Origin of the sequence: Actinomadura sp. NPDC000600 (genome assembly GCF_040492135.1) — a bacterium.
GTDB lineage: Bacteria > Actinomycetota > Actinomycetes > Streptosporangiales > Streptosporangiaceae > Spirillospora.
On record NZ_JBEUPD010000052.1, the window covers coordinates 26,484 to 48,655 of the forward strand.

At 73.9% G+C, this 22,172-nt stretch carries 20 protein-coding genes and 1 riboswitch; of the genes, 13 read left to right on the plus strand and 7 right to left on the minus strand.

What is annotated here, in order from left to right:
- Positions 1-7 precede the first annotated feature (7 nt).
- The 4 genes from iolD to ABWI07_RS40540 form a co-directional block, all read right to left on the minus strand.
- Positions 8-1,858 (minus strand): 3D-(3,5/4)-trihydroxycyclohexane-1,2-dione acylhydrolase (decyclizing), encoded by a 1,851-nt coding sequence (gene iolD / locus ABWI07_RS40525; RefSeq protein WP_353821773.1) that lies wholly within the window; start codon positions 1,856-1,858, stop codon positions 8-10.
- Between the two features lie 145 nt (positions 1,859-2,003).
- The gene (locus ABWI07_RS40530; RefSeq protein ID WP_353821774.1) at positions 2,004-2,912 is read right to left on the minus strand and encodes a Cgl0159 family (beta/alpha)8-fold protein; all 909 of its coding nucleotides are present in this window, start codon (positions 2,910-2,912) and stop codon (positions 2,004-2,006) included.
- Positions 2,909-3,868, minus strand: coding sequence for a 5-dehydro-2-deoxygluconokinase (gene iolC, locus ABWI07_RS40535; RefSeq protein ID WP_149263892.1), 960 nt, complete (start codon positions 3,866-3,868; stop codon positions 2,909-2,911). The genes ABWI07_RS40530 and iolC overlap by 4 nt, the downstream gene beginning before the upstream one ends.
- On the minus strand, positions 3,865-4,791 hold the full coding sequence (locus tag ABWI07_RS40540; RefSeq protein WP_353821775.1) for a TIM barrel protein: 927 nt from the start codon (positions 4,789-4,791) through the stop codon (positions 3,865-3,867). Before ABWI07_RS40540 ends, iolC begins: the two co-directional genes overlap by 4 nt.
- 117 nt (positions 4,792-4,908) lie before the next feature.
- On the opposite strand from ABWI07_RS40540, the gene ABWI07_RS40545 reads away from it, so the two are divergent.
- The 12 genes from ABWI07_RS40545 to ABWI07_RS40600 all read left to right on the plus strand — a co-directional run bounded on the left by ABWI07_RS40545 (position 4,909) and on the right by ABWI07_RS40600 (position 17,852).
- Positions 4,909-5,646 carry a GntR family transcriptional regulator gene (locus ABWI07_RS40545; protein WP_235037338.1) on the plus strand — a complete coding sequence of 246 codons (738 nt, stop codon included), beginning with the start codon at positions 4,909-4,911 and terminating at the stop codon, positions 5,644-5,646.
- A 127-nt stretch (positions 5,647-5,773) separates the two neighbouring features.
- Complete coding sequence (locus ABWI07_RS40550) at positions 5,774-7,126, plus strand: phytase (protein ID WP_149263893.1); 1,353 nt, start codon at positions 5,774-5,776, stop codon at positions 7,124-7,126.
- 69 nt (positions 7,127-7,195) lie between these two features.
- The gene (locus tag ABWI07_RS40555) at positions 7,196-8,116 is read left to right on the plus strand and encodes a LacI family DNA-binding transcriptional regulator (protein ID WP_353821776.1); all 921 of its coding nucleotides are present in this window, start codon (positions 7,196-7,198) and stop codon (positions 8,114-8,116) included.
- Positions 8,117-8,528: 412 nt separating this feature from the next.
- Positions 8,529-9,524, plus strand: a complete 996-nt coding sequence (locus tag ABWI07_RS40560; RefSeq protein ID WP_149263895.1) for a Gfo/Idh/MocA family protein — start codon at positions 8,529-8,531, stop codon at positions 9,522-9,524.
- The gene (locus ABWI07_RS40565) at positions 9,521-10,501 is read left to right on the plus strand and encodes an inorganic phosphate transporter (RefSeq protein WP_353821777.1); all 981 of its coding nucleotides are present in this window, start codon (positions 9,521-9,523) and stop codon (positions 10,499-10,501) included. The genes ABWI07_RS40560 and ABWI07_RS40565 overlap by 4 nt, the downstream gene beginning before the upstream one ends.
- A complete protein-coding gene (locus tag ABWI07_RS40570) occupies positions 10,498-11,157 on the plus strand; it encodes a DUF47 domain-containing protein (RefSeq protein ID WP_200842348.1) in 660 nt (219 codons plus the stop codon). Before ABWI07_RS40565 ends, ABWI07_RS40570 begins: the two co-directional genes overlap by 4 nt.
- 60 nt (positions 11,158-11,217) lie before the next feature.
- Positions 11,218-12,411: an ABC transporter substrate-binding protein gene (locus ABWI07_RS40575; RefSeq protein WP_353821778.1), complete on the plus strand. Its 1,194-nt coding sequence runs from the start codon at positions 11,218-11,220 to the stop codon at positions 12,409-12,411.
- Positions 12,412-12,474: 63 nt separating this feature from the next.
- Complete coding sequence (locus tag ABWI07_RS40580; RefSeq protein WP_353821779.1) at positions 12,475-14,298, plus strand: ABC transporter permease; 1,824 nt, start codon at positions 12,475-12,477, stop codon at positions 14,296-14,298.
- Between the two features lie 2 nt (positions 14,299-14,300).
- Complete coding sequence (locus tag ABWI07_RS40585) at positions 14,301-15,434, plus strand: ABC transporter ATP-binding protein (RefSeq protein WP_353821780.1); 1,134 nt, start codon at positions 14,301-14,303, stop codon at positions 15,432-15,434.
- A complete protein-coding gene (locus ABWI07_RS40590; RefSeq protein WP_353821781.1) occupies positions 15,431-16,216 on the plus strand; it encodes an HAD family hydrolase in 786 nt (261 codons plus the stop codon). Before ABWI07_RS40585 ends, ABWI07_RS40590 begins: the two co-directional genes overlap by 4 nt.
- Complete coding sequence (locus ABWI07_RS40595; protein WP_353821782.1) at positions 16,213-17,037, plus strand: inositol monophosphatase family protein; 825 nt, start codon at positions 16,213-16,215, stop codon at positions 17,035-17,037. Before ABWI07_RS40590 ends, ABWI07_RS40595 begins: the two co-directional genes overlap by 4 nt.
- Entirely contained in the window at positions 17,034-17,852 is an 819-nt protein-coding gene (locus tag ABWI07_RS40600) for a Cof-type HAD-IIB family hydrolase (RefSeq protein ID WP_149263901.1), read from the plus strand. The genes ABWI07_RS40595 and ABWI07_RS40600 overlap by 4 nt, the downstream gene beginning before the upstream one ends.
- 208 nt (positions 17,853-18,060) lie before the next feature.
- Here ABWI07_RS40600 and ABWI07_RS40605 read toward each other — a convergent pair whose 3' ends face one another.
- Positions 18,061-18,747, minus strand: coding sequence for a hemerythrin domain-containing protein (locus ABWI07_RS40605; protein ID WP_149263902.1), 687 nt, complete (start codon positions 18,745-18,747; stop codon positions 18,061-18,063).
- 145 nt (positions 18,748-18,892) lie between these two features.
- On the opposite strand from ABWI07_RS40605, the gene ABWI07_RS40610 reads away from it, so the two are divergent.
- On the plus strand, positions 18,893-19,999 hold the full coding sequence (locus ABWI07_RS40610) for a response regulator transcription factor (protein WP_353821783.1): 1,107 nt from the start codon (positions 18,893-18,895) through the stop codon (positions 19,997-19,999).
- Between the two features lie 40 nt (positions 20,000-20,039).
- Here the strand turns inward: ABWI07_RS40610 and ABWI07_RS40615 are convergent, their stop codons facing one another.
- Entirely contained in the window at positions 20,040-21,083 is a 1,044-nt protein-coding gene (locus ABWI07_RS40615; RefSeq protein ID WP_149263904.1) for an NlpC/P60 family protein, read from the minus strand.
- Positions 21,084-21,086: 3 nt separating this feature from the next.
- Positions 21,087-21,231, minus strand: a riboswitch (cyclic di-AMP (ydaO/yuaA leader).
- Between the two features lie 104 nt (positions 21,232-21,335).
- The coding region (locus ABWI07_RS40620; protein WP_353821784.1) for a M56 family metallopeptidase at positions 21,336-22,172 on the minus strand (837 nt) is incomplete at its 5' end.

Consider the following 22,172-nt stretch of genomic DNA (forward strand, 5'->3'; position numbering starts at 1 on the left):
GTTCCTTTCACAGGTAACGGCGCTGGGCCTTCTTGTCGTCTTCGTAGCGGGCGCGCGCCTGCCGGGTCTGCTCCAGCGCCGACACCTCGGCGACCGGGACGTCCCACCAGGCCTCGCTGTCAGGCGCCGCGGCCAGGGGATCGGTCTCCACGTGGACGACCGTCGTCCGGGGTGAGGCGATCGCCTGGCGGAGCGCCTTCCTGAAACCGTCGGCGTCGTCGGCGCGGATGACGTCGGCGCCGAGGCTGGCGGCGTTGGCGGCGAGGTCGACGGGGATGGGGTCGCCGTCCAGGCCGGTGGGGGTGCGCAGGCGGTGGCGGGTGCCGAAGCGCTGGGCGCCGACCGATTCGGACAGGTTGCCGATGGAGGCGTAGCCGTGGTTCTGGACCAGGACGACGACGAGTTTGACGCCTTCGGCGGCGGCAGTGGTGAGTTCCTGGGCCATCATCAGGTAGGAGCCGTCGCCGACCATGACGAACACCTCGCGGTCGGGCGCGGCCATCTTCACCCCGAGCCCCCCGGCGATCTCGTAGCCCATGCAGGAGTAGCCGTACTCGACGTGGTAGCCCTTGGGGTCTCGGGCCCGCCACAGCTTGTGCAGGTCGCCGGGCATCGACCCGGCCGCGCACACCACCACGTCCCGCGGACCGGACTCGGCGTTGACGATGCCGATGACCTCCGTCTGGGCCGGCGGCGTTCCCTGCCGCCCGGCGAACGCGGCGTCGACGACGCCGTTCCACCGCCGCGCCCGCTCGCGCGCCTCGTCGCGATACGACTCCGGCACCGACCAGCCGCCGAGCGCTCCGTCCAGGGCGCGGATCCCTTCCCGCGCGTCGGCCACGACCGACACTCCCCCGAGCTTCATCGCGTCGGGGCGGGCCACGTTGATGTTGACGAACTTGACGGCCGGGTCGGCGAACAGGCTGTGGGAGGCGGTGGTGAAATCGCTGTAGCGGGTCCCGATCCCCACCACCACATCGGCCCGGCGCGCCAGCGCGTTGGCCGCCGCGGTCCCGGTCGCACCGACCGCACCCACCGAACAGGAGTGGTCCCACGCCAGCGCGCCCTTGCCCGCCTGGGTCTCGGCCACCGGAACACCCGTCCGCTCGGCCAGCGCCCGCAACTCCTGCGTCGCGCCGGAGTAGATCACCCCGCCCCCCGCCACGATCAGCGGACGCTCCGCCGCCCGCACCAGCGCCGCCGCCTCCTCAAGGGCGGCCGGCTCGGGGACCGGACGCGCGATCCGCCACACCCGCTCGGCGAACAACTCCTCCGGCCACTCGAACGCCTCGGCCTGCACGTCCTGCGGCAGCGCCAACGTCACCGCCCCGGTCTCGGCCGGATCGGTCAGCACCCGCATCGCCGCCAGCAACGCCCCCGGCAACTGCTCCGCCCGATTGATCCGATCCCAGAACTTCGACACCGGCTTGAAGCAGTCGTTCACCGACACGTCGTAGGAGCGAGTGTCCTCCAGCTCCTGCAGCACCGGGTTCGCCGGACGCGTGGCGAACACATCCCCGGGCAGCAGCAGCACCGGCAACCGGTTGATCGTGGCCAGCGCCGCACCCGTCACCATGTTCGTCGCACCCGGCCCGATCGACGTCGTGCACGCCAACGTCGACAACCGGTCACTCATCCGCGCGAACCCCGCCGCCGCATGCACCATCGCCTGCTCATTACGCGCCATGAAGTACGGCAGCCCATCACCGTGCTCCAGCAGCGCCTGCCCCATCCCCGCCACATTGCCGTGCCCGAAAATCCCGAAACACCCAGCGAAGAACCGCCGCCGCACCCCATCACGCTCGCTGTACTGCACCGCCAGGAAACGCACCAGCGCCTGCGCCACCGTCAACCTCATGACCGCTCCTCCACACCGCGTGCCGGGGGCGAGGGCAGCCGCGGCCCCGCCGGCTGCCCCTTCCGGCTGTTCCGGATATGCGCCGGCCCGGCCGGCACAGGCGGGGAGTGCCGGTCGTCACCCGGCACTGCCCTCGGTTCCTCGTTCACAGGAGTTCCACTGCGGCGTCCACGGCCGCGGCGACGTTGCCGTCCGGCGGATACAGCAGGGACCGGCCGACCACCAGGCCCCGGACCGTGGGAAGACGCAGCGCACGCCGCCACCCCTCCCGCGCCGCCTGGGGATCGGCGGCCACCTCCCCGCCCAGCAGCAGCGCAGGAAGCGTCGACGCCGCCATCACCCGCTCCATGTCCGCCACCACCGGCACCTTCAACCACGTGTACGCCGAGGTCGTGCCCAGCCCCGACGCGATCGCGACCGCACGCGTCATCGCCTCCGGCGACAGGTCGTTGCGGACCCGGCCGTCCACCCGACGCGAGATGAACGGCTCCACCATCGCCATCAACCCACGCCCGGCAAGCTCCGACACCGCCCGAGCACACGCCTCCAACGTGCGAACGGTCGCCGGGTCCTCATCGTCCACCCGCAGCAGCATCTTCCCGCCGTCCAACCGCGACGCCGCGATCGCAGCCGCACTGTAGGCGGTGAAACGGTCGTCGATCTCAAACGACGACCCCGCCAGCCCGCCCCGGTTCATCGAACCGATCACGACCTTGCCCTCCAGCACGCCCAGCAGCAGCAGATCCTCGATGACATCCGCCGTGCCCATCACGCCGTCCACACCCGGCCGTTCCAAGGCGACGCACAGCCGGTCCAGCAACTCACCCCGATCGGCCATCGCCAGCGGATCACCACCGGCCGCCAGGGCGCCACGCGCCGGATGATCGGCGGCCAGCAGCATCAGCCGCCCCGACTCCCCGACCAGCGAGTCCCGCCTGGTCCTGCGCTCCGCCGCCCCGGCGACCGACTCCGGACGCATCACCCGCGCCTCGGTCAGCCCCGCGATCCTCTCCGCCCGCGCGTCGGCGGGCGGCACCGGAATGTCGAGCGTCATGCGGCCACCCGCCCGGCCAGCGAGAGCACCTCGTCCGTCGTGGGCATCGCCGCCGAGCACGCCAGCCGGGACGCGACGATCGCGCCGGCCGCGTTGGCGAAGCCGAGGACGCGCGGCAGGTCCCAGCCGCTCAGCAGGCCGTGGCAGAGGGCGCCGCCGAAGGCGTCGCCCGCGCCGAGGCCGTTGACGACCTCGACCGGCACCGGCGGCGCCTCGGCGGTCCGGCCCTCGGCGTCGACGGCGAGGACGCCGTCCGGCCCGCGCTTGACGACGGCGAGCCGGACGCCCCGGTCGAGCAGCGCGCGGGCGGCGGCGAGGGGGTCGCTCTCCCCCACCGCCACCTCGCATTCGGCGGTGTTCCCGACGGCGACGGTGGCGTGTTCGAGTGCCTCGCCCGCCCAGCGCCGCGCCTCGTCCCGCGACTCCCAGAACACGGGCCGGTGGTCGAGGTCGAGGACGGTGAGGGCGCCGCGACGGCGGGTGCCGAGCGCGGCCAGCGTCGCCGTCCGGGACGGTTCGGCGCAGAGCCCGGTCATCGTGACCCACAGCACCCCTGCGGCCTCGATCGCGGACCGGTCCAGCTCGTCCGCGCGGATCTCCAGGTCGGGGGCCTTCGGGAAGCGGTAGAAGTACAGCGGGAAGTCGTCCGGCGGGAACAGCTCGCAGAAGGTCACTGGGGTCGGCAGGCCGGGGACGTCGGCGACGTACCGGTCGTCGACGCCGTACTCGGCGAGCGCCCGGCGGACGAAGCGGCCGAACGGGTCGGCGCCGGTCCGGGTGACCACGGCGGTCCGGCGGCCGTGCCGGGCGGCGGCGACCGCGACGTTGGTGGCGCTGCCGCCGAGGAACCGCGCGAACGTCTCGACCTCGTCCAGTCCGACACCCGACGTGAGCGGGTAGAGGTCCACGCCGACGCGGCCCATGGTGATGACGTCGAAGGACGCGGCGCCGCTCATGCGCCGATCCCGGCGAGGAACTCGACGCAGGCGCGGACGTCGGCCAGCGGGCCTTCGCCGGGGGCGGGCTCGCGGTCGAGGACGGTGTCCTGCTCCAGGACGTACCAGCCGTCGTATCCGGCGCCTTCGAGAGAGCCGACGATGGCGGCGATGTCGATGTCCCCCGCGCCGAGCGGGCGGTAGAGGCCGGCGCGGACGGCGTCGGTGTAGGACGTCCGGCCGTGCCGCACGCTCTCGGCGAGGTCGGCGTCGACGTCCTTGAGGTGGACGTGCGCGATCCGCCCGGCGGCGCTCGCCGCCAGCTCGACCGGATCGGTGCCGCCGACCAGCAGATGGCCGGTGTCCAGGCACAGCGGGACGGCCGATCCGTCGAGGACGCGCAGCACTTCGTTGGATCGTTCCACCATCGTCCCGGCGTGCGGATGAAGGACGGCCCGGACCCCGGCCTCCGCGGCAAGCGAGGCGATCCGGTCGAGGTTGGTGAGCAGCGCCGTCCAGCCGACGGTGTCCAGGGAGGGGCGCTCGTCGTAGCCGCGCAGCCCGTGGACGGCGGCCAGCACCAGCGTCTGTTCCGAATTGGAGCGTTCCACATCGAAGCCGGCCAGGATCCGGCGGACCTCGGGTAGCGGGTCGCGGTCCGGGTCGTGCAGCACGACGGGCGCGAAGCCGCCCACCGGGCGGAGGCCGTACTCGGCGAGCAGCGCGGCGCGCTCCTCCGCCCCGGCGGGCAGGAAGCCGTCCGGCCCGAACTCCGCGGCGGCCAGCCCGAGGTCGCGCATCTCCGCCAGCACCCGCCCGGGGTCCATCTGGTGCCCCCAGCCCGGGACCTCGCACACCCCCCACGAGATCGGGGCTCCCGCGACGCGGTCGTTGATCATCGGCTCACCATCTCCCTGGGACGCGCCCGGCTCCGTACTCGGCATCGGCGCCGAGTCTGCTGAAGGCCGGGAAGGTATGTCAATAGTTTGTTATGACATTATGAGGTAATAAGCTAGCGGGCGGCGGCGGGTACGATCGACCCGGAGGAGAGGAGGCGCCGGGTGTACCGACCGCGCGTGACCGTGGACCGCAGCAGCCCCGTGCCGCTGTACTACCAGCTCGCCCAGCAGCTGGAGGCGGCGATACGGGCGGGTGAGCTGTCCCCGGGCACCCGTCTGGAGAACGAGGTCGAGCTGGCCGACCGGTGCGGGCTGTCGCGCCCGACGGTCCGGCAGGCGATCCAGCACCTGGTCGACCGCGGCCTTCTGGTGCGCAAGCGCGGCGTCGGCACGCAGGTGGTGCAGTCGGAGATCCGCCGGCCGATCGAGCTGACCAGCCTGCACGACGACCTGGCGGCGGCCGGCCGCGACCCGCGCACCGAGGTCCTGGAGCTGGGCCGCGTCCCCGCCGAGGACCAGGTGGCCAAGGAGCTCGGCGTCCCGCCCGGCACCGAGGTCACCCGGATGCGCCGCGTCCGGTTCACCGGCGACGAGCCGCTCGCCCTGCTCACCAACTACCTGCCGGTCGACCTGCTGAGGATCACCGAGGCCGACCTCGCCGAGCACGGCCTGTACGAGCTGCTCCGGTCCAAGGGCGTCAACCTGCGCATCGCGAACCAGACGATCGGCGCCCGCGGCGCGACGGCGGCCGAGGCCCGGCTGCTGGACGAGCGGCGCGGCGTCCCGCTGCTGACCATGACCCGCACCGCCTACGACGACAAGGGCGGCGCGATCGAGTACGGCTGCCACGTCTACCGCGCCGACCGCTACTCCTTCGCCCTCACCCTCGTCGAGCGCTGACCGGACCCTCGGGGACAAAACGGCGAACCCCCGATGAAAATCTCTTGATCAATTAGAGCGCTCTATTGAATTAGAGCGCTCCAATGCCTACGGTGCAGGCATCCCCCCACGCATCAGGAGGAACCCGATGCCGTTGCGACCCACCCCCCAGGGCGTCCGCCTCGCGGCCGCCGCGACCACCGCCGCGCTCGCCGCGGCCTTCCTGTCCGCCGCGCCCGCGTCCGCCGACGGCGACGAGCTCGCCGAGGTCCGCGCCGCGCTGGAGACCCCGGCCAACTTCGACGACGACGCGGGCGGCAACGCCAACGCCGACGACCCGGCGATCTGGAGCCACCCCGACGACCGCGACGGCGACCTGATCGTGGCCACCCTCAAGGAAGGCGGCCTCGCCGTCTACGACGCCGCGGGGCGGCAGATCCAGCGGATCGCCGCGCCGGCCCCGCCCCGGGCCGGCGACGAGCCCGGACGGTTCAACAACGTCGATCTGGTCTACGGGTTCCAGCTCGGCCGCCGCAAGGTCGACCTGGCGGTCGTGTCCGACCGGGGCCGGGACACCGTCCGCACCTACGCGATCGACCCCGGCAAGGCCGAGGACCACCGGGCCCCGCTCACCGACGTCACCGACCCCGGGGTCGCGCCCGTCTTCTCGTCCTCCCTCGACGAGGTCAACGAGCAGGCGACGGCGTACGGGCTGGCGTCCTGGAAGGACTCGCGCGGGACGGCCTACGTCGCGCTCAGCCGCCGGCACACCTCCCGGATCGGCACCGTCCGGCTGGAGGCCACCGCGGCGGGCACCGTCACCTACCGGCACGTCCGCGACCTCGACCTGCCCGCGTCGTTCGCGCTGCCCGGCGGCGGCACCTGGACGCCGTGCGAGGACCCCGGCGAGGGGCCGCAGGTCGAGGGCATGGTCGCCGACCCCGAGAACGGGGCGCTCTACGCGGCGCAGGAGGACGTCGGCATCTGGCGCATCCCGCTGGGCAGCGGCTCGCCCCAGCTCATCGACAAGGTCAAGGAGTTCGGCGTCCCCGCCGCGTACGACCCCGAGACCGAGGAGTGCAACCCGAGCGGACCCGACCCCGGCGTCGGGGGAACGCACCTCACCGCCGACGCCGAGGGCCTGTCCATCTACCGGCAGGACGGCGGAGAGGGCTATCTGCTCGCCTCCAGCCAGGGTGACAACACCTTCGTCGTCTACGACCGCGAGGACCCGCGCCAGTACCTCGGCCACTTCCGGGTCGCCCCGGGCACGACGGTGGACGGCTCCGAGGTCTGCGACGGGGCGATGGTGACCAGCGCCCCCACGGGCGGCTTCGAGAACGGCCTCCTCGTCGTCCACGACGGCGTCAACACCCCCGAGGTCACGGACGGGAACGGCGAGGTCCGGGAGAACACCGACTTCAAGCTCGTCGACTGGGAGGATGTGGCGGACCCGCTGGACCTGGACGTCACGCCCGGCGACTGGGACCCGCGCGACTAGCACGAACAGCACCGACGCGAGTCGCCGCCGCACCCCGGCGGCGACTCGCCGTACCCGGGAGAAGACCGCATGGCCCACCCGACCCTGGAGGACGTGGCAGCGCGAGCCGGAGTGTCGCGCGCGCTCGTGTCGCTGGTGATGCGCGGCTCCCCCAAGGTCGGGCCGGAGCGCCGGGAGGCGGTGCTCCGGGCGGCCCGGGACCTCGGCTACCGGCCCAACATGATGGCCCGGGGCCTCGCTTCCGGCCGGACGGGCATGATCGGCGTACTCCTCTCCGACCTCCACGATCCCTGGTTCGCCGCGGTCCACGACGGGCTCGCCGACGAGGCCGCCCGGCGCGGCGTCCGGCTCCTGCTGGCCACCGGGCGCGGCGGCCCGGCGCGCGAACGGGCCGCCCTGGACGACCTGCTCGACCTGCGGCCGGACGGGGTCGTCCTGGCCGGGCCGAAGACGTCCGCCGCCGACATCGAGCGCGCCGCCGCCGGGTGCCCCGTGACCGTGGTCGGGCGCCCGGTCCGCACCGACCGCGTCGACTGCGTGACCGGCGACGGCGCCGCGGCCGTCGAGCGGGCGCTCGGGTACCTGTCTGACCTCGGCCACCGGCGCGTCGCCTGCCTCGACGTCGGCCCCCGCCCCTCGCCCCTGCGCCGCGCGTGCCCGGACGGCGCCGTCGTCGCCGGCCCCGACGAGCTGTGGCGGCCGGCTGAGGCGCCGACGGCCGTCCTCGCGCTCGGCGACACGACGGGCACCGCCGCGCTCACCGCGCTGCTGCGCGCCGGGAGGCGCGTGCCGGAGGAGATCTCGCTGATCGTCCACGGCGACCCGCCGGGGGCGCGGGACGCCGGGGTGACGACGGTCGCCTCCCCGCCGGCGGAACTGGGCCGCGAGGCCGCGGCCGTCCTGCTCGACCGGATCGGCGACGGCGCGTCCGCGCGCACGCGGCGCATCACCGTCCCGCCCCTCCTCACCGAGCGCGGCACCACCCGGTAGCCCTGTCCGGCCTGGACGGCGCCCCTCCAGGGAACCGAAAAGAGCCCTCTGGGCTCCGGTCGAGCGGCGCGCGCGTCAGCCATGCCTTCGGCGCGCCGCTCCGCCGTGCCCGCGGACGCTCCGCTCCGCCCTGCCCGCGGCCTGCGCAACGCTTTGGCCGCACCCGGCCGACCGGGGGCGGCGCCGCGTACCGCCGTTCCCGCAGGTCGGCCCCGGCCTGCCGGCGAGCGGCATGGGACGCCCGTCTAGGTCAGAACGTCAAGATGTAAGAACAAAGTATTGACGGGCGTTCCGGCGCGGGCTACAAATGTGGCCCGAACCACACGAAGATGACGAGCAGATGAACAACCGGTGCTCAATGCCGGTCCATCAGATGAACTCGCCATCCGATCGGACGGCCATGGGAGGCACCATGCGGGTCGGACTGCTGGGCGCGGGACGGATCGGGGCGTCGCACGCCCGGTTCCTGGGAGGGCATCCCCAGGTCGACGCCCTGCTGATCGGAGACGCCGACGTCCGCCGCGCCGAGGCGCTGGCGGGCCCGATCGGCGCCCGGGCCGGGGACCCGGACACCGTGCTCGCCGCCGGGCTCGACGCCGTCGTCATCGCCACGCCGACCTCCACGCACGCCGAGCTGCTCGTCCGGGCCTGCGACTCGGGCGTGCCCGTGTTCTGCGAGAAGCCGGTCGCGCCCGACCTCCGCACGACGCTGGAGGTCCGCGACCGCGCCGCCAAGACGGGGGTCCCCGTGCACGTGGGCTTCCAGCGCCGGTTCGACGCCGGATACGCGGCGGCGCGGCAGGCCGTGCTCGACGGACGGCTGGGAACGCTCCACCGCGTCCACCTGGTCACCGCCGACCCGGCGCCGCCCCCGGCCGAGTACGTCCGCTCGTCCGGCGGGATCTTCCGCGACTGCCACATCCACGACTTCGACATGCTGCGCTGGGTCACCGGGCGGGAGGTCGACTCGGTCACCGCCGTCGGCGCCAACCGCGGCGACGCCTACTTCTCGGACGCCGGCGACGTCGACATCAGCGCCGCCGTCCTGGTCATGGACGACGGGACGCTCGCCACCCTGCAGGGCTCCCGGTACAACGGCGCCGGCTACGACGTGCGCATGGAGCTGTCGGGCACCGCAGGCACCTGGGTGGTCGGGCTCGACGAGCGCGCCCCGCTCCGGTCGGCCGAACCCGGCGTGGACTGGCCTCCCGGCGACCCGTGGACGGACTTCCAGGAGCGCTTCGAACCCGCGTACGCGAACGAGATTGGAACGTTCCTCGAAATGGCCAGGGGCCGCGCGGGCAGCCCCTGCACGGTGGACGACGCGCTGGAGGCGCTCCTCGTCGCCGAGGCCGCCGCGCTGTCGCTGCGCGAGGGCCGCCGCGTCCCGCTCGCGGAGCTCCGGTGATCTGGGCGGTGGCGTTCGGCGCGGTCGCGCTCGCCTTCGTGTGGGTGACCGGCGTCAACGACGGCGCGGCCCTGCTCGGCCTCAGCGGGCGCTACCCCCGCTCGTCCGGGCTGCTGCTGACCGCGCTGGTGCTCGTGCCGCTCGTCCTCGTCCCGCAGGTGACGGTCGCCGTCGCGCGGACGTTCACCGAGGGCCTCACCGACCTCGGCGACCGGCGCGGCGCGCTCGCCTTCCTGCTCGGCGTCACCGTCGCGCTCGCCGTCGTCGCCGCCCTCACCGGGCGCGGCCTGCCGACGAGCCTGACCCTGGCGATCGTCGGCGGCATCGGCGGCGCCGGGCTCGGCATGGGCCTGGACGTGGCCTGGGGCGGGCTCGGCCTCGTCCTGCTCATCGGCGCCGCCGCCCCGCTGGTCGGCACGTCCGTCGGGTTCGCGCTCGGGCTCGCGGCGCGGCGCGTGCCGTCCTTCACCGGGATGCCCGGCGCCGTCCGGGCCGCCCACGTCCTGGCCTACACCGCCCAGTGCGCCGCCTACGCCGCCAACGACGGGCAGAAGATGCTCGCCGTCGTCAGCGTGGCGCGGCACGTCGTGTCCACGCGGCGGCTCGGCGCGGTCGGCCCCGTCCAGCCGACCCCGGCGGTGCTCATCGCGATCGCCGTCGTCTTCTGCGCCGGCGCGCTGAGCGCCGTCCACCGGGTCGGGGACCGGCTCGGCCGCGGGCTCGTGCTGGCCAGGCCGCTGCACGTGGTGTCCACGGAGGCGGCGGCGGCCGCGTCGGTGGCGGCCAGCTCGATCGCGGGCGCGCCGGTCAGCATGACGCAGTCGGTCACCGCCGGGGTCGTCGGCGTCGCCGCCAGCGAGGGCGCCTCCCGGGTGCGCTGGCAGAACGTCGTCGGCATCGGCGCCGCGTGGCTGTTCACGCTGCCGCTCGCGTTCGCCGGCGGCACGCTCGGCGGCGTCGCGGCGAGGGCGCTGTGAGCGCCGCCGTCCGGCCCGTCCGCCGGATCCGGCTCGTGTGGGACGACCTGCGCGGCCGCTCCGGGGACCGGGTCGTCGGCCAGGTCGCCCGGCAGATCCGCGCCGCCCGCGACGGCGCCGAACTGGCCCGGGAGATGGCCGCCGGGCGGGTCCCCTCCGGGGCGGCCCGCGCCCGGATGGCCGAGATCGAGCACGCCGGGGACGCCGAGCGCGCCGCGCTCGCCGCGATGCTGCGCGGCGTCCTCGCCACCCCCATCGACCGGGAGGACCTCTACCGGCTCTCCCGCTCCGTCGACGACGTCCTGGACAACCTCCGCGACTTCGTCCGCGAGGCCGACCTGTTCGGGCCGCCCGGGCTCGGCTTCGCGGTCCCGCCGCTGGACGCGGTGCTGGAGGGGCTGACCTCCCTCGACGCCGCCGTCCGGAAGGTCCTCGCCGAGCCCGCCGCGGTCACCGTCGCGGCGCTCGGCGCGCGCAAGGCCGGCAACCGCGTCCGGGAGACCCGGCAGGCGGCGCTGACCCGGCTGTTCGCCGGGCCGCTCGACATCGACGTCCTGCGCAGGCGCGAGCTGCTCGACCGCCTGGACGCGGTGGGGCGGCGCCTCGGCGAGGCGGCCGACGCGCTCTCGGACGCGATGCTCAAACGCAGTCACTGATCAGGAACCGATGAAGCCGCAGGTCGGGGCTGCGGGCAGAGGGCAAGGAGAGAACCCACCATGATCCGCACCATGATGAGAGGGCGCCGGGCACGGGCCGGCGCCGCCGTCGCAGCGGCCCTCGCCACGGCGGCGCTGGGCGCGTGCGCGCCGTCCAGCGGCGGTCAGGCGGGGGCCGACCAGCCCCTCCCGACCGTGACCGTGGAGGACGCGGCGTCCTTCGACCTGAACGCGCTGATCGCCGCCGCGAAGAAGGAGGGCAGCGTCCTCGCCTACGACGGCAGCGGCGACGTCAAGGACATGGCCGCCGCGTTCGAGAAGAAGTACGGCATCAAGGCCGAGGGCGAGAAGTCCAAGGCCGCCGCGACCGCGGAGAAGATGACGCGCGAGGCGCAGGCCGGCAACGTCACCATCGACGTCAGCCTGTTCGAGGACGGCCCGATGCTCGTCGGCCAGCTCCTCCCCCAGAAGATCGTCACCACCTGGATCCCGCCGGACCTCGCCAAGACCATCGGCGAGAAGAACCGGAACCCGCTGATGATGATCTCGAAGGCGTACGTGTTCGCCTACAACCCCAAGCTCAATCCCGCCGGCTGCCCGGTGAAGAACGTCTGGGACCTGACCGACCCCGAGTGGAAGGGCAAGGTCATGATGCAGGACCCGCTGGGCAAGGAGGTCTTCACCCAGTGGTTCACCCAGCTGTCGGAGCGGAGCGCGGGCAAGCTCGCGGCCGCCTACGAGCAGCTCGGCAAGGGCAGGCTCAAGACCGGCGAGAAGGACGCCGCCTACGAGTGGGTGAAGCGGCTGGCGAAGAACGACCCGGTGCTGACCACCGAGGACGAGGACGTCGCGACCGCCGTCGGCGCGCCCAACCAGACCCGGACGACGATCGGGCTGTTCTCGATCGCCAAGTTCCGCGACCTGGAGGGCAAGGGCTTCAACATGAAGGTCTGCGAGGGCCTGAGCCCCTGGACCGGCTTCGCCTACCCGAAGTTCGCGACGATCGCGGCGAAGTCCAGGCACCCCAACGCCGCGAAGCTGTTCGTCCACTTCGCGATGACGAAGGAGGGCTTCGACCTCGAGGCCCACTCCGGCGGCGTGTCCGGCAACGACGCGGTCGGGGTCAGCCCCCACAACCCGCCCGGCCTGACCGACTGGAACACCCAGCTGTACTGGTTCTCCTCCGACCAGCTGATCGCCGACTTCCGCAACCGCCAGGACATCAAGGACTTCTGGCGCGTCAACCACTCCTGAGCACTGCCCGACCCCCGGCGGGCCGCCGAAGCGGCCCGCCGGGCTCCACCTCGGAGGAAGCCCATGGCGGTCGCCGCCCCCGCACGGCCCGTGTCACGCGGCCGGCGCGTGCTGTACCGGTCCCGCGTCCTGCTGCGCAACCCCACCGTGCTGCTCGGCCTGGTGCTGAGCGCCGCGCTGCTCTACCTCGTCATCGCCCCGCTCGTCTCGGTCGTCTCGGACGCCGCCCGCGTCCAGTACGGCGACGAGGCCCGCTCCGGACAGGGGGCCGGATCGTGGACGGGCTACTACCTGTGGCGGGTGTTCCGCTCCCCCGTCAGCAGGCTGCTGTTCTGGGAGCCGCTCCTGCACACCCTCACGGTCGCGGTCGGCGTCATCGCGTTCGCGCTCGCCGTCGGCGGGACGATGGCGTGGCTCGTGACGCGCACGAACGTCCCGGGCCGCAAGTTCCTCGCCGGCGCGCTGGTGGTGCCGTACATGCTGCCGTCCTGGACGTTCGCGCTGGCGTGGCTGTCGCTGTTCAAGAACGAGCGGTCCGGCGGCCAGGTCGGCTACCTGCAGGGGGCCGGGATCCACACCCCCGACTGGCTCGCGTACGGGCCGGTGCCGATCATCGTGACGCTCGGGCTGCACTACTACCCGTTCGTGCTGCTGCTGTTCGGCAACGCGCTGCGCCGCATCGACTCGCAGTTGGAGGACTCGGCGCGCATCCTCGGCGCCGGCGGCCGGACGGTCCTGCGCCGCATCACGCTGCCGCTGATGCTGCCGGCGCTGTCGTCGGCGGTGCTGCTCGTCCTCGGCCGGGTCCTCGGCACGTTCGGCACCCCCTACATCCTCGGCCTGCCCAGCGACTACAACGTCCTGTCCACGAGCCTGTACCACGCGATCCGCGACCGCAGCACCGGCGTCGCCTCGACGATCGCCGGCGTGATCGTGCTGGTCGGGGTGCTCGTCGTCGTGGTCGACACCCGGCTGGTGCGCGAGCAGCGCCGGTTCGTCACGGTCGGCGGGAAGGGCGCCATGGACCGGCGCGGCGACCTGCGCCGGTGGCGGTGGCCCGCGTTCGGGCTGGCCATGGCGGTCTTCGCCGCGAGCGTCGTCGTCCCGGTGCTGACGCTGCTGCTGTCCACGGTCACCAAGACGCCCGGCGTGTTCAACCCCGGCAACTTCACGCTGAAGTACTGGTTCGGGTCCCATATCGAGGGCGCGGTCGGGTTCCCGCACGGCGTGCTCCGCGGAGGCGAGATGTGGGAGGCCGCCTGGAACAGCCTGCGGATCGTCGGGCTCGCCGCGCTGGTCTGCGGCTTCGTCGGCCTGCTCATCGGGTACGTGGTGGTGCGCGGCGCCGGAAGCCGCGTCTCGGCGTTCCTGCGGCAGGTGTCGTTCCTGCCGTACCTGGTCCCCGGCATCGCGTTCGCCGCCGCGTGCCTGTCGCTGTTCGCGGTGCGGCGCGGCCCCGTGCCCGCCCTCTACGGGACGATCACGCTGCTCGTCCTGGTGATGGTGGTGACGCACCTGCCGTACTCGTCCCGGTCGGGCATCTCGGCCATGATGCAGCTCGGCCGGGAACCGGAGGAGGCCGCGCAGATCAGCGGCGCGCGCTGGCCGGTCCGGATGGTCCGGATCATCATCCCGATCCAGCGGGGCGCGCTCGTCACGGGCGTCGTCCTGCCCTTCATCTCCGGGCTTAAGGAGCTCAGCATCGTCATCATGCTGACCACGTCCGGGACGCAGCTGCTCACCACCCTGTCCATCGGGCTCGTCGACTACGGCTACACCCAGCTCGCCAACGGCGTCGTGCTCGTCATCGCCCTGCTCTCGTTCACCATGACCTACCTGGCCCAGCGGCTCACCAAGAGCAGCCTGGCCTCGGGCATCGGAGGTTGACCATGCCGGCCATCACCCTCAGCGGAGTGGTCAAGAACTACGTCGGCGGCGGCCGCGCCGCGGTGTGCGACCTCGACCTCGTCATCCCGGACGGGTCCTTCACCTGCCTGCTCGGGCCGTCCGGCTGCGGCAAGACCACCACCCTGCGCATGATCGCCGGGCTGGAGCAGCCGACCCGCGGCGAGATCAGCGTGGGCGACCGGGTCCTGGACTCGGTCGAGCGCGGCGTCTACGTCCCCCCGGAGAAGCGGGACATGGGCCTCGTGTTCCAGAACTACGCGCTCTGGCCGCACCTCACCGTCCGCGGCAACACCGAGTTCGGGCTCCGGATGCGCAAGGTGCCTGCCGAGCGCCGCAAGGCCCGCGCGAAGGAGGCCCTGGAGAAGGTGCGCGTCGCCGACTGCATGGACCGGTACCCGTCCCAGCTGTCGGGCGGCCAGCAGCAGCGCGTCGCGCTGGCGCGGATGCTCGCCGTCGACCCCGACGTCCTGCTCCTGGACGAGCCGCTGTCCAACCTCGACGCGCGGCTGCGGCTGGAGATGCGGACGGAGCTGAAGCGCATCCACGAGGAGACGGGAGCGACGGTCGTGTTCGTCACCCACGACCAGATGGAGGCCATGACGATGGCCACGCACATCGCGGTCATGTCGGAGGGAGAGCTGCAGCAGGTGGCGCCGCCGATGGAGATGTACGAGCGGCCCGCCAACCGGTTCGTCGCCGAGTTCGTGGGGAGCCCGCCGATGAACATCGTCCCTCTGGACGCGGAGCCCGACGGGCTCGCCGGGTCGCTGCTGCGCTTTGTGGAGAAGCGCGCCGCCCTGAGCGGGGCCGCGTGCGCGGGCGTCCGGCCCGAGGCGCTGAGGCTGGCGCGGTCGCGGGACGACGTGCCCGACACCGCCTGGGCGGACGAGGCCGTCGTCGAGACCGTCCTGCCGACCGGGTCGAGCTGGACCGTGCAGCTGCGCGTCATGGACACCGACCTGTTCGCCGTCACCCACGAGGACCCCGAGGCTGCGCCGGGCGACCGGCTCCACTGCTGGACGCGCCCCGAGCGGCTCCACGTGTTCGCCGGAGACGGTTCCCGGATCGGTGCCTGGGACGACGCCGTCGCCCCCGTCCAGAAGGCCGCCTCGTGACCGCGCCCCTGCGCCGGCCGCGGGCGCTGCTGCTGGACTTCGGCGGCGTGCTGGTCGAGACCTCCAGGCGGGACGGATGGCAGGCGGCCCTGGCCGAGGAGGTGCACGCGGCCCTCCTCGGCGCCGGATGCCGCGACCTGGACGCCGCCGCGATCGAGACCGACATCAGGGCGGGCGCGGCCGCGGACAAGTGCTGGAAGGACGCGATGTCCCGCCCGTTCGCGCCGGCGGAGATGACCCACGCCCGCTTCTGGGGCGACTTCGTCGCGGCCGACTGGCCCGTGCCCGCGCGGCAGCTCGTCGTCGCGCACGCCGCCCCGCTGTGCAAGCGGATGGGGGAACTGCGGCAGGACCGCCACACCCGTCCCGGCATCCCCGAACTGCTCGACGCCGCCGCCGGGTCCGGCATCCCCTGCGCGATCGTCAGCAACGCGCTGTCCGGCGCCGTGCACCGGGACTACACGGCCTCGACAGGGCTGGCGGGCAAGCTGGCCCTGGAGGTCTACAGCGACGAGGCCGGGGTCCGCAAACCCAACCCGGAGATGATCTGGATCGCCACCCGCGCCCTCGGCGTCGAGCCCTCGGACGCGTGGTACGTCGGCGACAACTTCGACCGGGACGTCCTGTGCGGGCACCGCGCCGGCGTCGGCGGGAACGTGCTGATGGTCGCCAAGGGCACCCACGACGTCCCGTACGAGGTCCGGTGCCGCCCCGACGCCGTCGTCGACGACGGGCACGGACTGCTCGACCTGCTCAAGGCCACGATCGAAGGAGAAGGATGAGCGCCGATGTCCCCGCCTCGCGGGAGCTCGCCGGGATCGCCGAACTCGCCGCCCGCGCCACCGGGGACCGCCTGCGGACGGCGTTCCGCTCGCGCCCCGAGATCGATCTGAAGCGCGACTTCCACGACCCGGTCACCGAGCACGACCGGGCGGCGGAGGAGACGATCCGGAATGTGCTGGCCGAGCACACCCCCGGCAGCGCGGTCGTCGGCGAGGAGGGCGGCGTGGGCGGCGGGGACGGCGACCTGCGCTGGTTCGTCGACCCGATCGACGGGACGGCCAACTTCGCCGTCGGCCTGCCGTTCTTCTGCGTGTCCATCGGCGCCGCCATCGGCGACGAGCTGGTGGCGGGCGTGGTGTACGACCCGGTCCGCGAGGACATGTTCACCGCCTCGCTCGACGGCGCCACCTGCAACGGCGAGCCGATCCGCAGCCGCGGCGCGGCCCGCGACGAGACCGCGGTGCTCGTCACCGGCTATCCCAACGCGCGGGAGATGCACCGCCGCGGCGAGGAGTCGCTGCGCAGTTTCGGCCGGATGGTGGACGCGTTCGCCACCGTCCGCCGCCCGGGCAGCGCCGCCCTCACCCTCGCGCACGTCGCCGCCGGATGGGCGGACGTGGCGTACGGCACGTCGGTCAACGCGTGGGACGTCGCGGCGGCCGTGCTGCTGGTCAGGCAGGCCGGCGGCACGTACCTGCCGCTGAACGGGGAGACCGGGGGCCGCGACTGGGAGGCCCCCGGCTACCTGGCCTGCGTCGGCGGCTTCGACCTGGCCGGCTCCGCCATCGCCGGGATCGCCGGGCTGGGTGGGCCGGCATGAGCGCCACCGAGGTGCGCACCGTCGACTGGATCGTCACGGACCTGGACGGCACCCTCGTCGGACGCGACCTGAAGATCGTCGAGCCGAGCCTGGCCGCGCTGCGCCGCTTCATCGCCGCCGGCGGCACCGTCGTCATAGCCACCGGGCGCAGCGAGGAGGCCGCGCTGCCGTACTACCGGACGCTCGGCCTGACGACCCCGGCGATCCTCTACAACGGGGCGCGCGTGGTCGACCTCGCCACCGGCGCCGTCCTGCACCGGCGCTGCCTCGGCGTGGCAGCCTGGGCGAAGCTCACGATGCTGTTCGCCGAACTGCCCGCCGGAGTGTGGCCGGTCGCCTTCAGCAGGGGCCGCGCACACACCACGGGCTCCTCGCCGGCGCTGCTGCAGTACGCCCGCCGCGACGGGATCGAGCTCGCCCGGATCGGCTCGTGGGGCGACCTGCCGTTCGACGACATCGTCAAGGTCATGCTCATCTGCGACCGCCCCGAGTTGATGGACCCGGCCGAGGAGACGGTGTCGGCGGCCGTTTCCGGCGTCACCCTCGTCAGATCGGAGAGCACCTACCTGGAGGTGCTGCCCACGGGCGCGACCAAGGGCGCGGCGCTGCGCGAGCTGGCCGCGTCCCAGGGCGTGGCCCTGAGCGACATCGCGGCGATCGGCGACAACCCGAACGACCTGGACATGATCCAGGCCGCCGGCCTCGGCGCCGCCGTCGGCGACGGGGCCGAGTCGGTCCGCGCCGCCGCCGACGTGGTCGTCGCCCCCTGCGCCGAGGGCGCCGTCGCCGACCTCGTCGCCCGCGTCCTCCCCTGATCCGGCCGTCGCCGGCTGCTCGGGATCGGCCCAGGGGCCGGAGGCCGCGTGCTCCTGCCACCTGCTGGAACACGACGGCTTCCGGCTCCTCCCGGACGCCGGGACTGGCCCGCCCGAGACCCCGGGTCGGCCTCGTCCCCTTCGGACCCCGGCTCTGCCCCCGCAAGGCCGGGGTTCCGACGGGTGCGGGCCGCTGCCGGCCGGCTGGTCAGCCGGCCATGGTGGCCGTGGTGGCGGCGTGGCGCAGGGAGGTCGCGGCCTGGGCGGGCAGCACGCGGTCGGCAATGGCCAGTACGCCCGCAAGGACCTGGGGCGGGGCCGTCCGGGCCATCCCGGCGACCAGGCCTTCCCGGGTGGGGCGGTCCAGCGCCGGCAGCAGCAGTTCCAGGGTGGTGGCGGTGATCTCCGGCGGGGTGGCGGCCATGAACGCGACGCGGGCGGCGCCGATCTCGGCGTCGTCGCAGTGCGCCCAGATCCGCGGCATGATCAGCGTCTCCTCCTCGTGCAGGTGCGGGAGGTAGGCGGCGGTGAAGCGGGCCAGGTCCCGGTAGAGGTCCAGGCCGGCGGCCGCCCCCGGGGCCGCCAGCACGGCCTCGAACCGCCCGGCGAGGTCGTCGAGCAGGTCGTCGAGGTCCCGGTGCTGCTCCTCGGTCGGCTCGGCGGAACCGGGCTCGTGCGGGTCCAGCAGCCGCAGGATGTGCTGGTCCTCGTGCTCGGTGTGGCTGCGCAGCAGCGCCAGCAGCCGCCGCCACCGCTCCCCCAGCGCGGCGACCTCGGCGGCGTCGGCCCAGTCGGTGGCGCCGGCCTGGACGGTGACCGCGAACAGCCCGTTGCGCAGCGCCTTGTGGATGTGGGTGAACAGGTCGTCGCGGCCCTCGGGACGCTCGTCGTCCATGGTGGTCCTTCCTCTCGTGTCCTGTCGCGCACCGGGCCGGAATCAGGCTCGGCGCGCGTCTCGAACGTAGGGCGGAGAGCGCTGACCTGCGTATCCCTGGAATCTGGGGGTGGCGATCCGGGCCTTCGCCCGCGATGCTTGAGGCATGGAACTCCTGGACCGGATCCACCGGCTGGCCGCGCGCGGTGACGATCTGACCCGGGTGCGCGCCGAGGTCGACCGCCTGCTGCGCCGCGCGGTCGGGTACGACATCGCCGCCGTCTCCACGGTCGACCCGGCGACGCTGCTGTGGACGAGCTGCTTCGTCAGCGGGCTCGACCCGCAGGGGTCGGCCGAGCGCGAGCGGGTCCTGTTCGGCCTGGAGTTCGAGGGCGGCGACCCCAACGGCTACGCCGAGCTCGCGGCGGCCCCCTCGCCCGTCGCGAGCCTGCACCGCGCCACCGGCGGGGACCTGTCCCGCGCCCGGCGCTACCGGCTCCTGCTGCGCGGGCTGGACGTCGTCGACGAGGCGCGGGTGGTCCTGCGCTCGCGGGAGGGCTGCTGGGGCTCGCTCACCCTGTACCGGCGCGCGCCCGCGACGCCGTTCACCGACGACGAGCTGGCGCTGCTGGCGGCGGTCTCCACGCCGATCGCCGACCTGTTCCGGCTCACGCTGCTGCGCGCCGCGCTCGCCGCCCCGGACGGCCTCGACCATCCGCCCGGCATGCTGCTGGTGACCGCGGCGGGCGAGGTCGAGGTCAGCAGCGCGGACGCGCGGGCCTGGCTGGAGGCCGTCGACGACCGGGGGCGCCTGCCGAGCGCGCTGCGCGCCGTCGCGGCGGCCGCCTCCTCCGGTGACGGGCTGGCCAGGGCGGCCCTGCCGGCCAGGGACGGGCGCTGGGTGGTGCTGCACGGTTCCCCGGCGTCCGGCGGGGAGGGTGCCGCGGACCGCGTGGCGGTCATCATCGAGGGGGCCAGGCCCGCGGTGCTCAGCGAGGTGATCGCGGGCGCCTACGGGCTGACGCCCCGGGAACGGCAGATCACCGGGCTCGCCGCCCAGGGGCAGAGCACCAGGCAGATGGCCGCCGCCCTGGGGATCTCACCGTTCACGGTGCAGGACCACCTCAAGGCGGTGTTCGGCAAGACCGGCGTGCGGAGCCGCGGCGAACTCGTAGCGGCGCTCTACTCCCGGCACTACGCTCCCCGCGCGGCGGCCGGTACGGCCCCGGGCCCCTACGGCTGGTACCTCGACGAGCACGTCGCGGCAGTGTAGGAGGCCCGGGACGGCGCGGCGCGCAAGGCCGCGCCCGGCGTCAGGCGACGCGGACCCCGCCGGCGAAGGGGCGGCCGGCGATCGGGGCGATCTTGACGACGTCGCCGGTCTGCGGCGCGTGGACCATGTTGCCGTTGCCGATGTACATGCCCATGTGGTGCAGGTCGCTGTGGAAGAACACCAGGTCGCCGGGCTTGAGCTGGCTCATGCTCACGTGGGTTCCGGCGTTGTACTGGCTGCCGGTGTAGTGGCCCAGGGTGATGCCGACCTGCGCGTAGGCGTACAGGGTCAGGCCGGAGCAGTCGAAGCCCTTGATGTTGGCGCCCTGCGCGGTGCCGTAGGACGGTCCAGAAGCATTGCCGCCGCCCCAGGAGTAGGGCACGCCGAGCTGGCTCAGGGCGGCCCGGACGGCCGTCATCGCCTTCGCCGACGCTCCGCCGGAGCCGACGTTGGGGATGGAGCCGGGCCGTGAGCCCGCGCTGTTGTAGGTGCCGAGCTGCTTCTCGACCTTCTTGAGCTTGATCTGCAGTTCGCGGCGCTTCTTCTTCGCCTCGCCGGTGAGCGCGCGCACCTGGGCGGCGCGCTGCTCGGCGGCCTTGCGGGAGCGGTCCGCGCCTTGCATCACCTGGAGCATCTGCGTGATGCGGACGTCGTTCTGCTTGGCGAAGTAGTTGAGGGTCGCCGACTGGTCCAGGACGGCCTGCGGGTCGGAGGACGAGGCGAAGGCGATGGCCGGGTCCACCGGGCCGTTCTTGTAGCTGTCGGCGGCGATCTTCGCCATGCGCTCGCGCGCCTCGTCCAGGGCCTTCTGCTGGCGCAGCGCGCCGGCCCTGGCGGTCTTCGCGGCGTGCTCGGCCTGCTTGAGCCGTTCGCGCAGACCGTTGTACTGCTCGCTGAGCTTCTCGGCCTCGTCGGCGAGCTTCTCCTGCTGGGCGGTCAGCTGCTTGCGCGTCGGCTTGGGCTCGGCGTGGACGGGCGCAGGCGTGAAAAGCCCGGTGGACAGCACGATGGCGGTCGTCCATGCCGTGCCGGTGACGGCCCGTCGCCGGGCCGTCCTTCGGGTGCTGGCAGCGCGTGGCTGCATGCGGCGTCCTCTCCTGTACCGCCTACCGGGTCAGCTGCCGGGTTCGGGCCGGAGTCGCCCTACCGTCCCGCTGGACGGATTCACCCCTGGAGATCGGGTCCCCGGTTCCCGGGACGGAGCCGTCCGCGGGATTCGGCGTGGTCGCCGGCCGTCCCCGGCGGGGACGTCGGACCGCGACCTCCTACGGAGCGTAGGAGATCATGGGGCGATTCGCCACATCATCCCGCATTTCGCCACACCTCCGAGCCCGTCTCAGCACGTCCGCGCCAGCTCGGCGACCGCCACGGCCCCGGCCAGGAGCGGCACGGCGACCGCCGCCACCACGAACAGGGCCGCCGCGAGGCGGGCGGCGCGGCGCGGCTTCTCCGGAGCGCCGCCCTCCAGCCGCAGCACCCGCTCCAGCAGCGCACCGGCGGCCGGCGCACCGGCCGCCCCGAGCGCTCCCGCGACGGCGGGCCCCGCCGAGAGCCGGCACAGCGCGGCCACGAGCGCCCTCCTGCCGTGAGCGCGGGCCGCGGCGTCGTCCGCGGCCATCTCCAGCAGCAGCGGCAGCCGCGCCTTCGCGCGCCGGACGGTCGGCAGCCACGGCAGCATCGCGTGGAGCAGGTCGAGCGCCAGCAGGAGCACGTGGTGCCGCTGGCGCAGGTGCGCCCGCTCGTGCGCCAGGACGGCGTCGAGCTCCTCGGCGCTGAGCGCCTCCAGGGCCCCGGTGCTGACCACGATCGCGCGGCGCCGGGACGGCAGCGAGTACGCCGCGGGCACGGGGTGGTCGAGGACGAGGACGTCCGGGTGGCGGCCGTCCGCGCGGGCGACCAGCCGCAGCGTCTCCCGGTGCCGCCTGCGGCGCCGCACGGCCCGGCCGAGCCTCGGCAGGCCGCGGGCGAGCACGGCGCCGCAGGCCGCGGCGAGGACGGCGCTCGCGGCGGCAGCGGCGGCGGTGGCGAGGCGGCCGTGGTGGGGCAGGCAGTCGCGCAGCCAGGACAGGAATCCGTGGCCCGGCCCGGGCGGCGCGAGCAGCGCCGCGCCGGGGGGGGGGGCGGGCGCGATAGAGCACCCGGCGAGGCGCGCCAGACCGGCTGCGACCGCCGT

Coding starts and splice junctions, on each gene's coding strand:
- iolD (WP_353821773.1), bottom strand. CDS start 1,858: ATGAGGTTGACGGTGGCGCAGGCGCTGGTGCGTTTCCTGGCGGTGCAG.
- ABWI07_RS40530 (WP_353821774.1), bottom strand. CDS start 2,912: ATGACGCTCGACATTCCGGTGCCGCCCGCCGACGCGCGGGCGGAGAGG.
- iolC (WP_149263892.1), bottom strand. CDS start 3,868: ATGAGCGGCGCCGCGTCCTTCGACGTCATCACCATGGGCCGCGTCGGC.
- ABWI07_RS40540 (WP_353821775.1), bottom strand. CDS start 4,791: ATGCCGAGTACGGAGCCGGGCGCGTCCCAGGGAGATGGTGAGCCGATG.
- ABWI07_RS40550 (WP_149263893.1), top strand. CDS start 5,774: ATGCCGTTGCGACCCACCCCCCAGGGCGTCCGCCTCGCGGCCGCCGCG.
- ABWI07_RS40555 (WP_353821776.1), top strand. CDS start 7,196: ATGGCCCACCCGACCCTGGAGGACGTGGCAGCGCGAGCCGGAGTGTCG.
- ABWI07_RS40560 (WP_149263895.1), top strand. CDS start 8,529: ATGCGGGTCGGACTGCTGGGCGCGGGACGGATCGGGGCGTCGCACGCC.
- ABWI07_RS40575 (WP_353821778.1), top strand. CDS start 11,218: ATGATCCGCACCATGATGAGAGGGCGCCGGGCACGGGCCGGCGCCGCC.
- ABWI07_RS40580 (WP_353821779.1), top strand. CDS start 12,475: ATGGCGGTCGCCGCCCCCGCACGGCCCGTGTCACGCGGCCGGCGCGTG.
- ABWI07_RS40585 (WP_353821780.1), top strand. CDS start 14,301: ATGCCGGCCATCACCCTCAGCGGAGTGGTCAAGAACTACGTCGGCGGC.
- ABWI07_RS40595 (WP_353821782.1), top strand. CDS start 16,213: ATGAGCGCCGATGTCCCCGCCTCGCGGGAGCTCGCCGGGATCGCCGAA.
- ABWI07_RS40600 (WP_149263901.1), top strand. CDS start 17,034: ATGAGCGCCACCGAGGTGCGCACCGTCGACTGGATCGTCACGGACCTG.
- ABWI07_RS40605 (WP_149263902.1), bottom strand. CDS start 18,747: ATGGACGACGAGCGTCCCGAGGGCCGCGACGACCTGTTCACCCACATC.
- ABWI07_RS40610 (WP_353821783.1), top strand. CDS start 18,893: ATGGAACTCCTGGACCGGATCCACCGGCTGGCCGCGCGCGGTGACGAT.
- ABWI07_RS40615 (WP_149263904.1), bottom strand. CDS start 21,083: ATGCAGCCACGCGCTGCCAGCACCCGAAGGACGGCCCGGCGACGGGCC.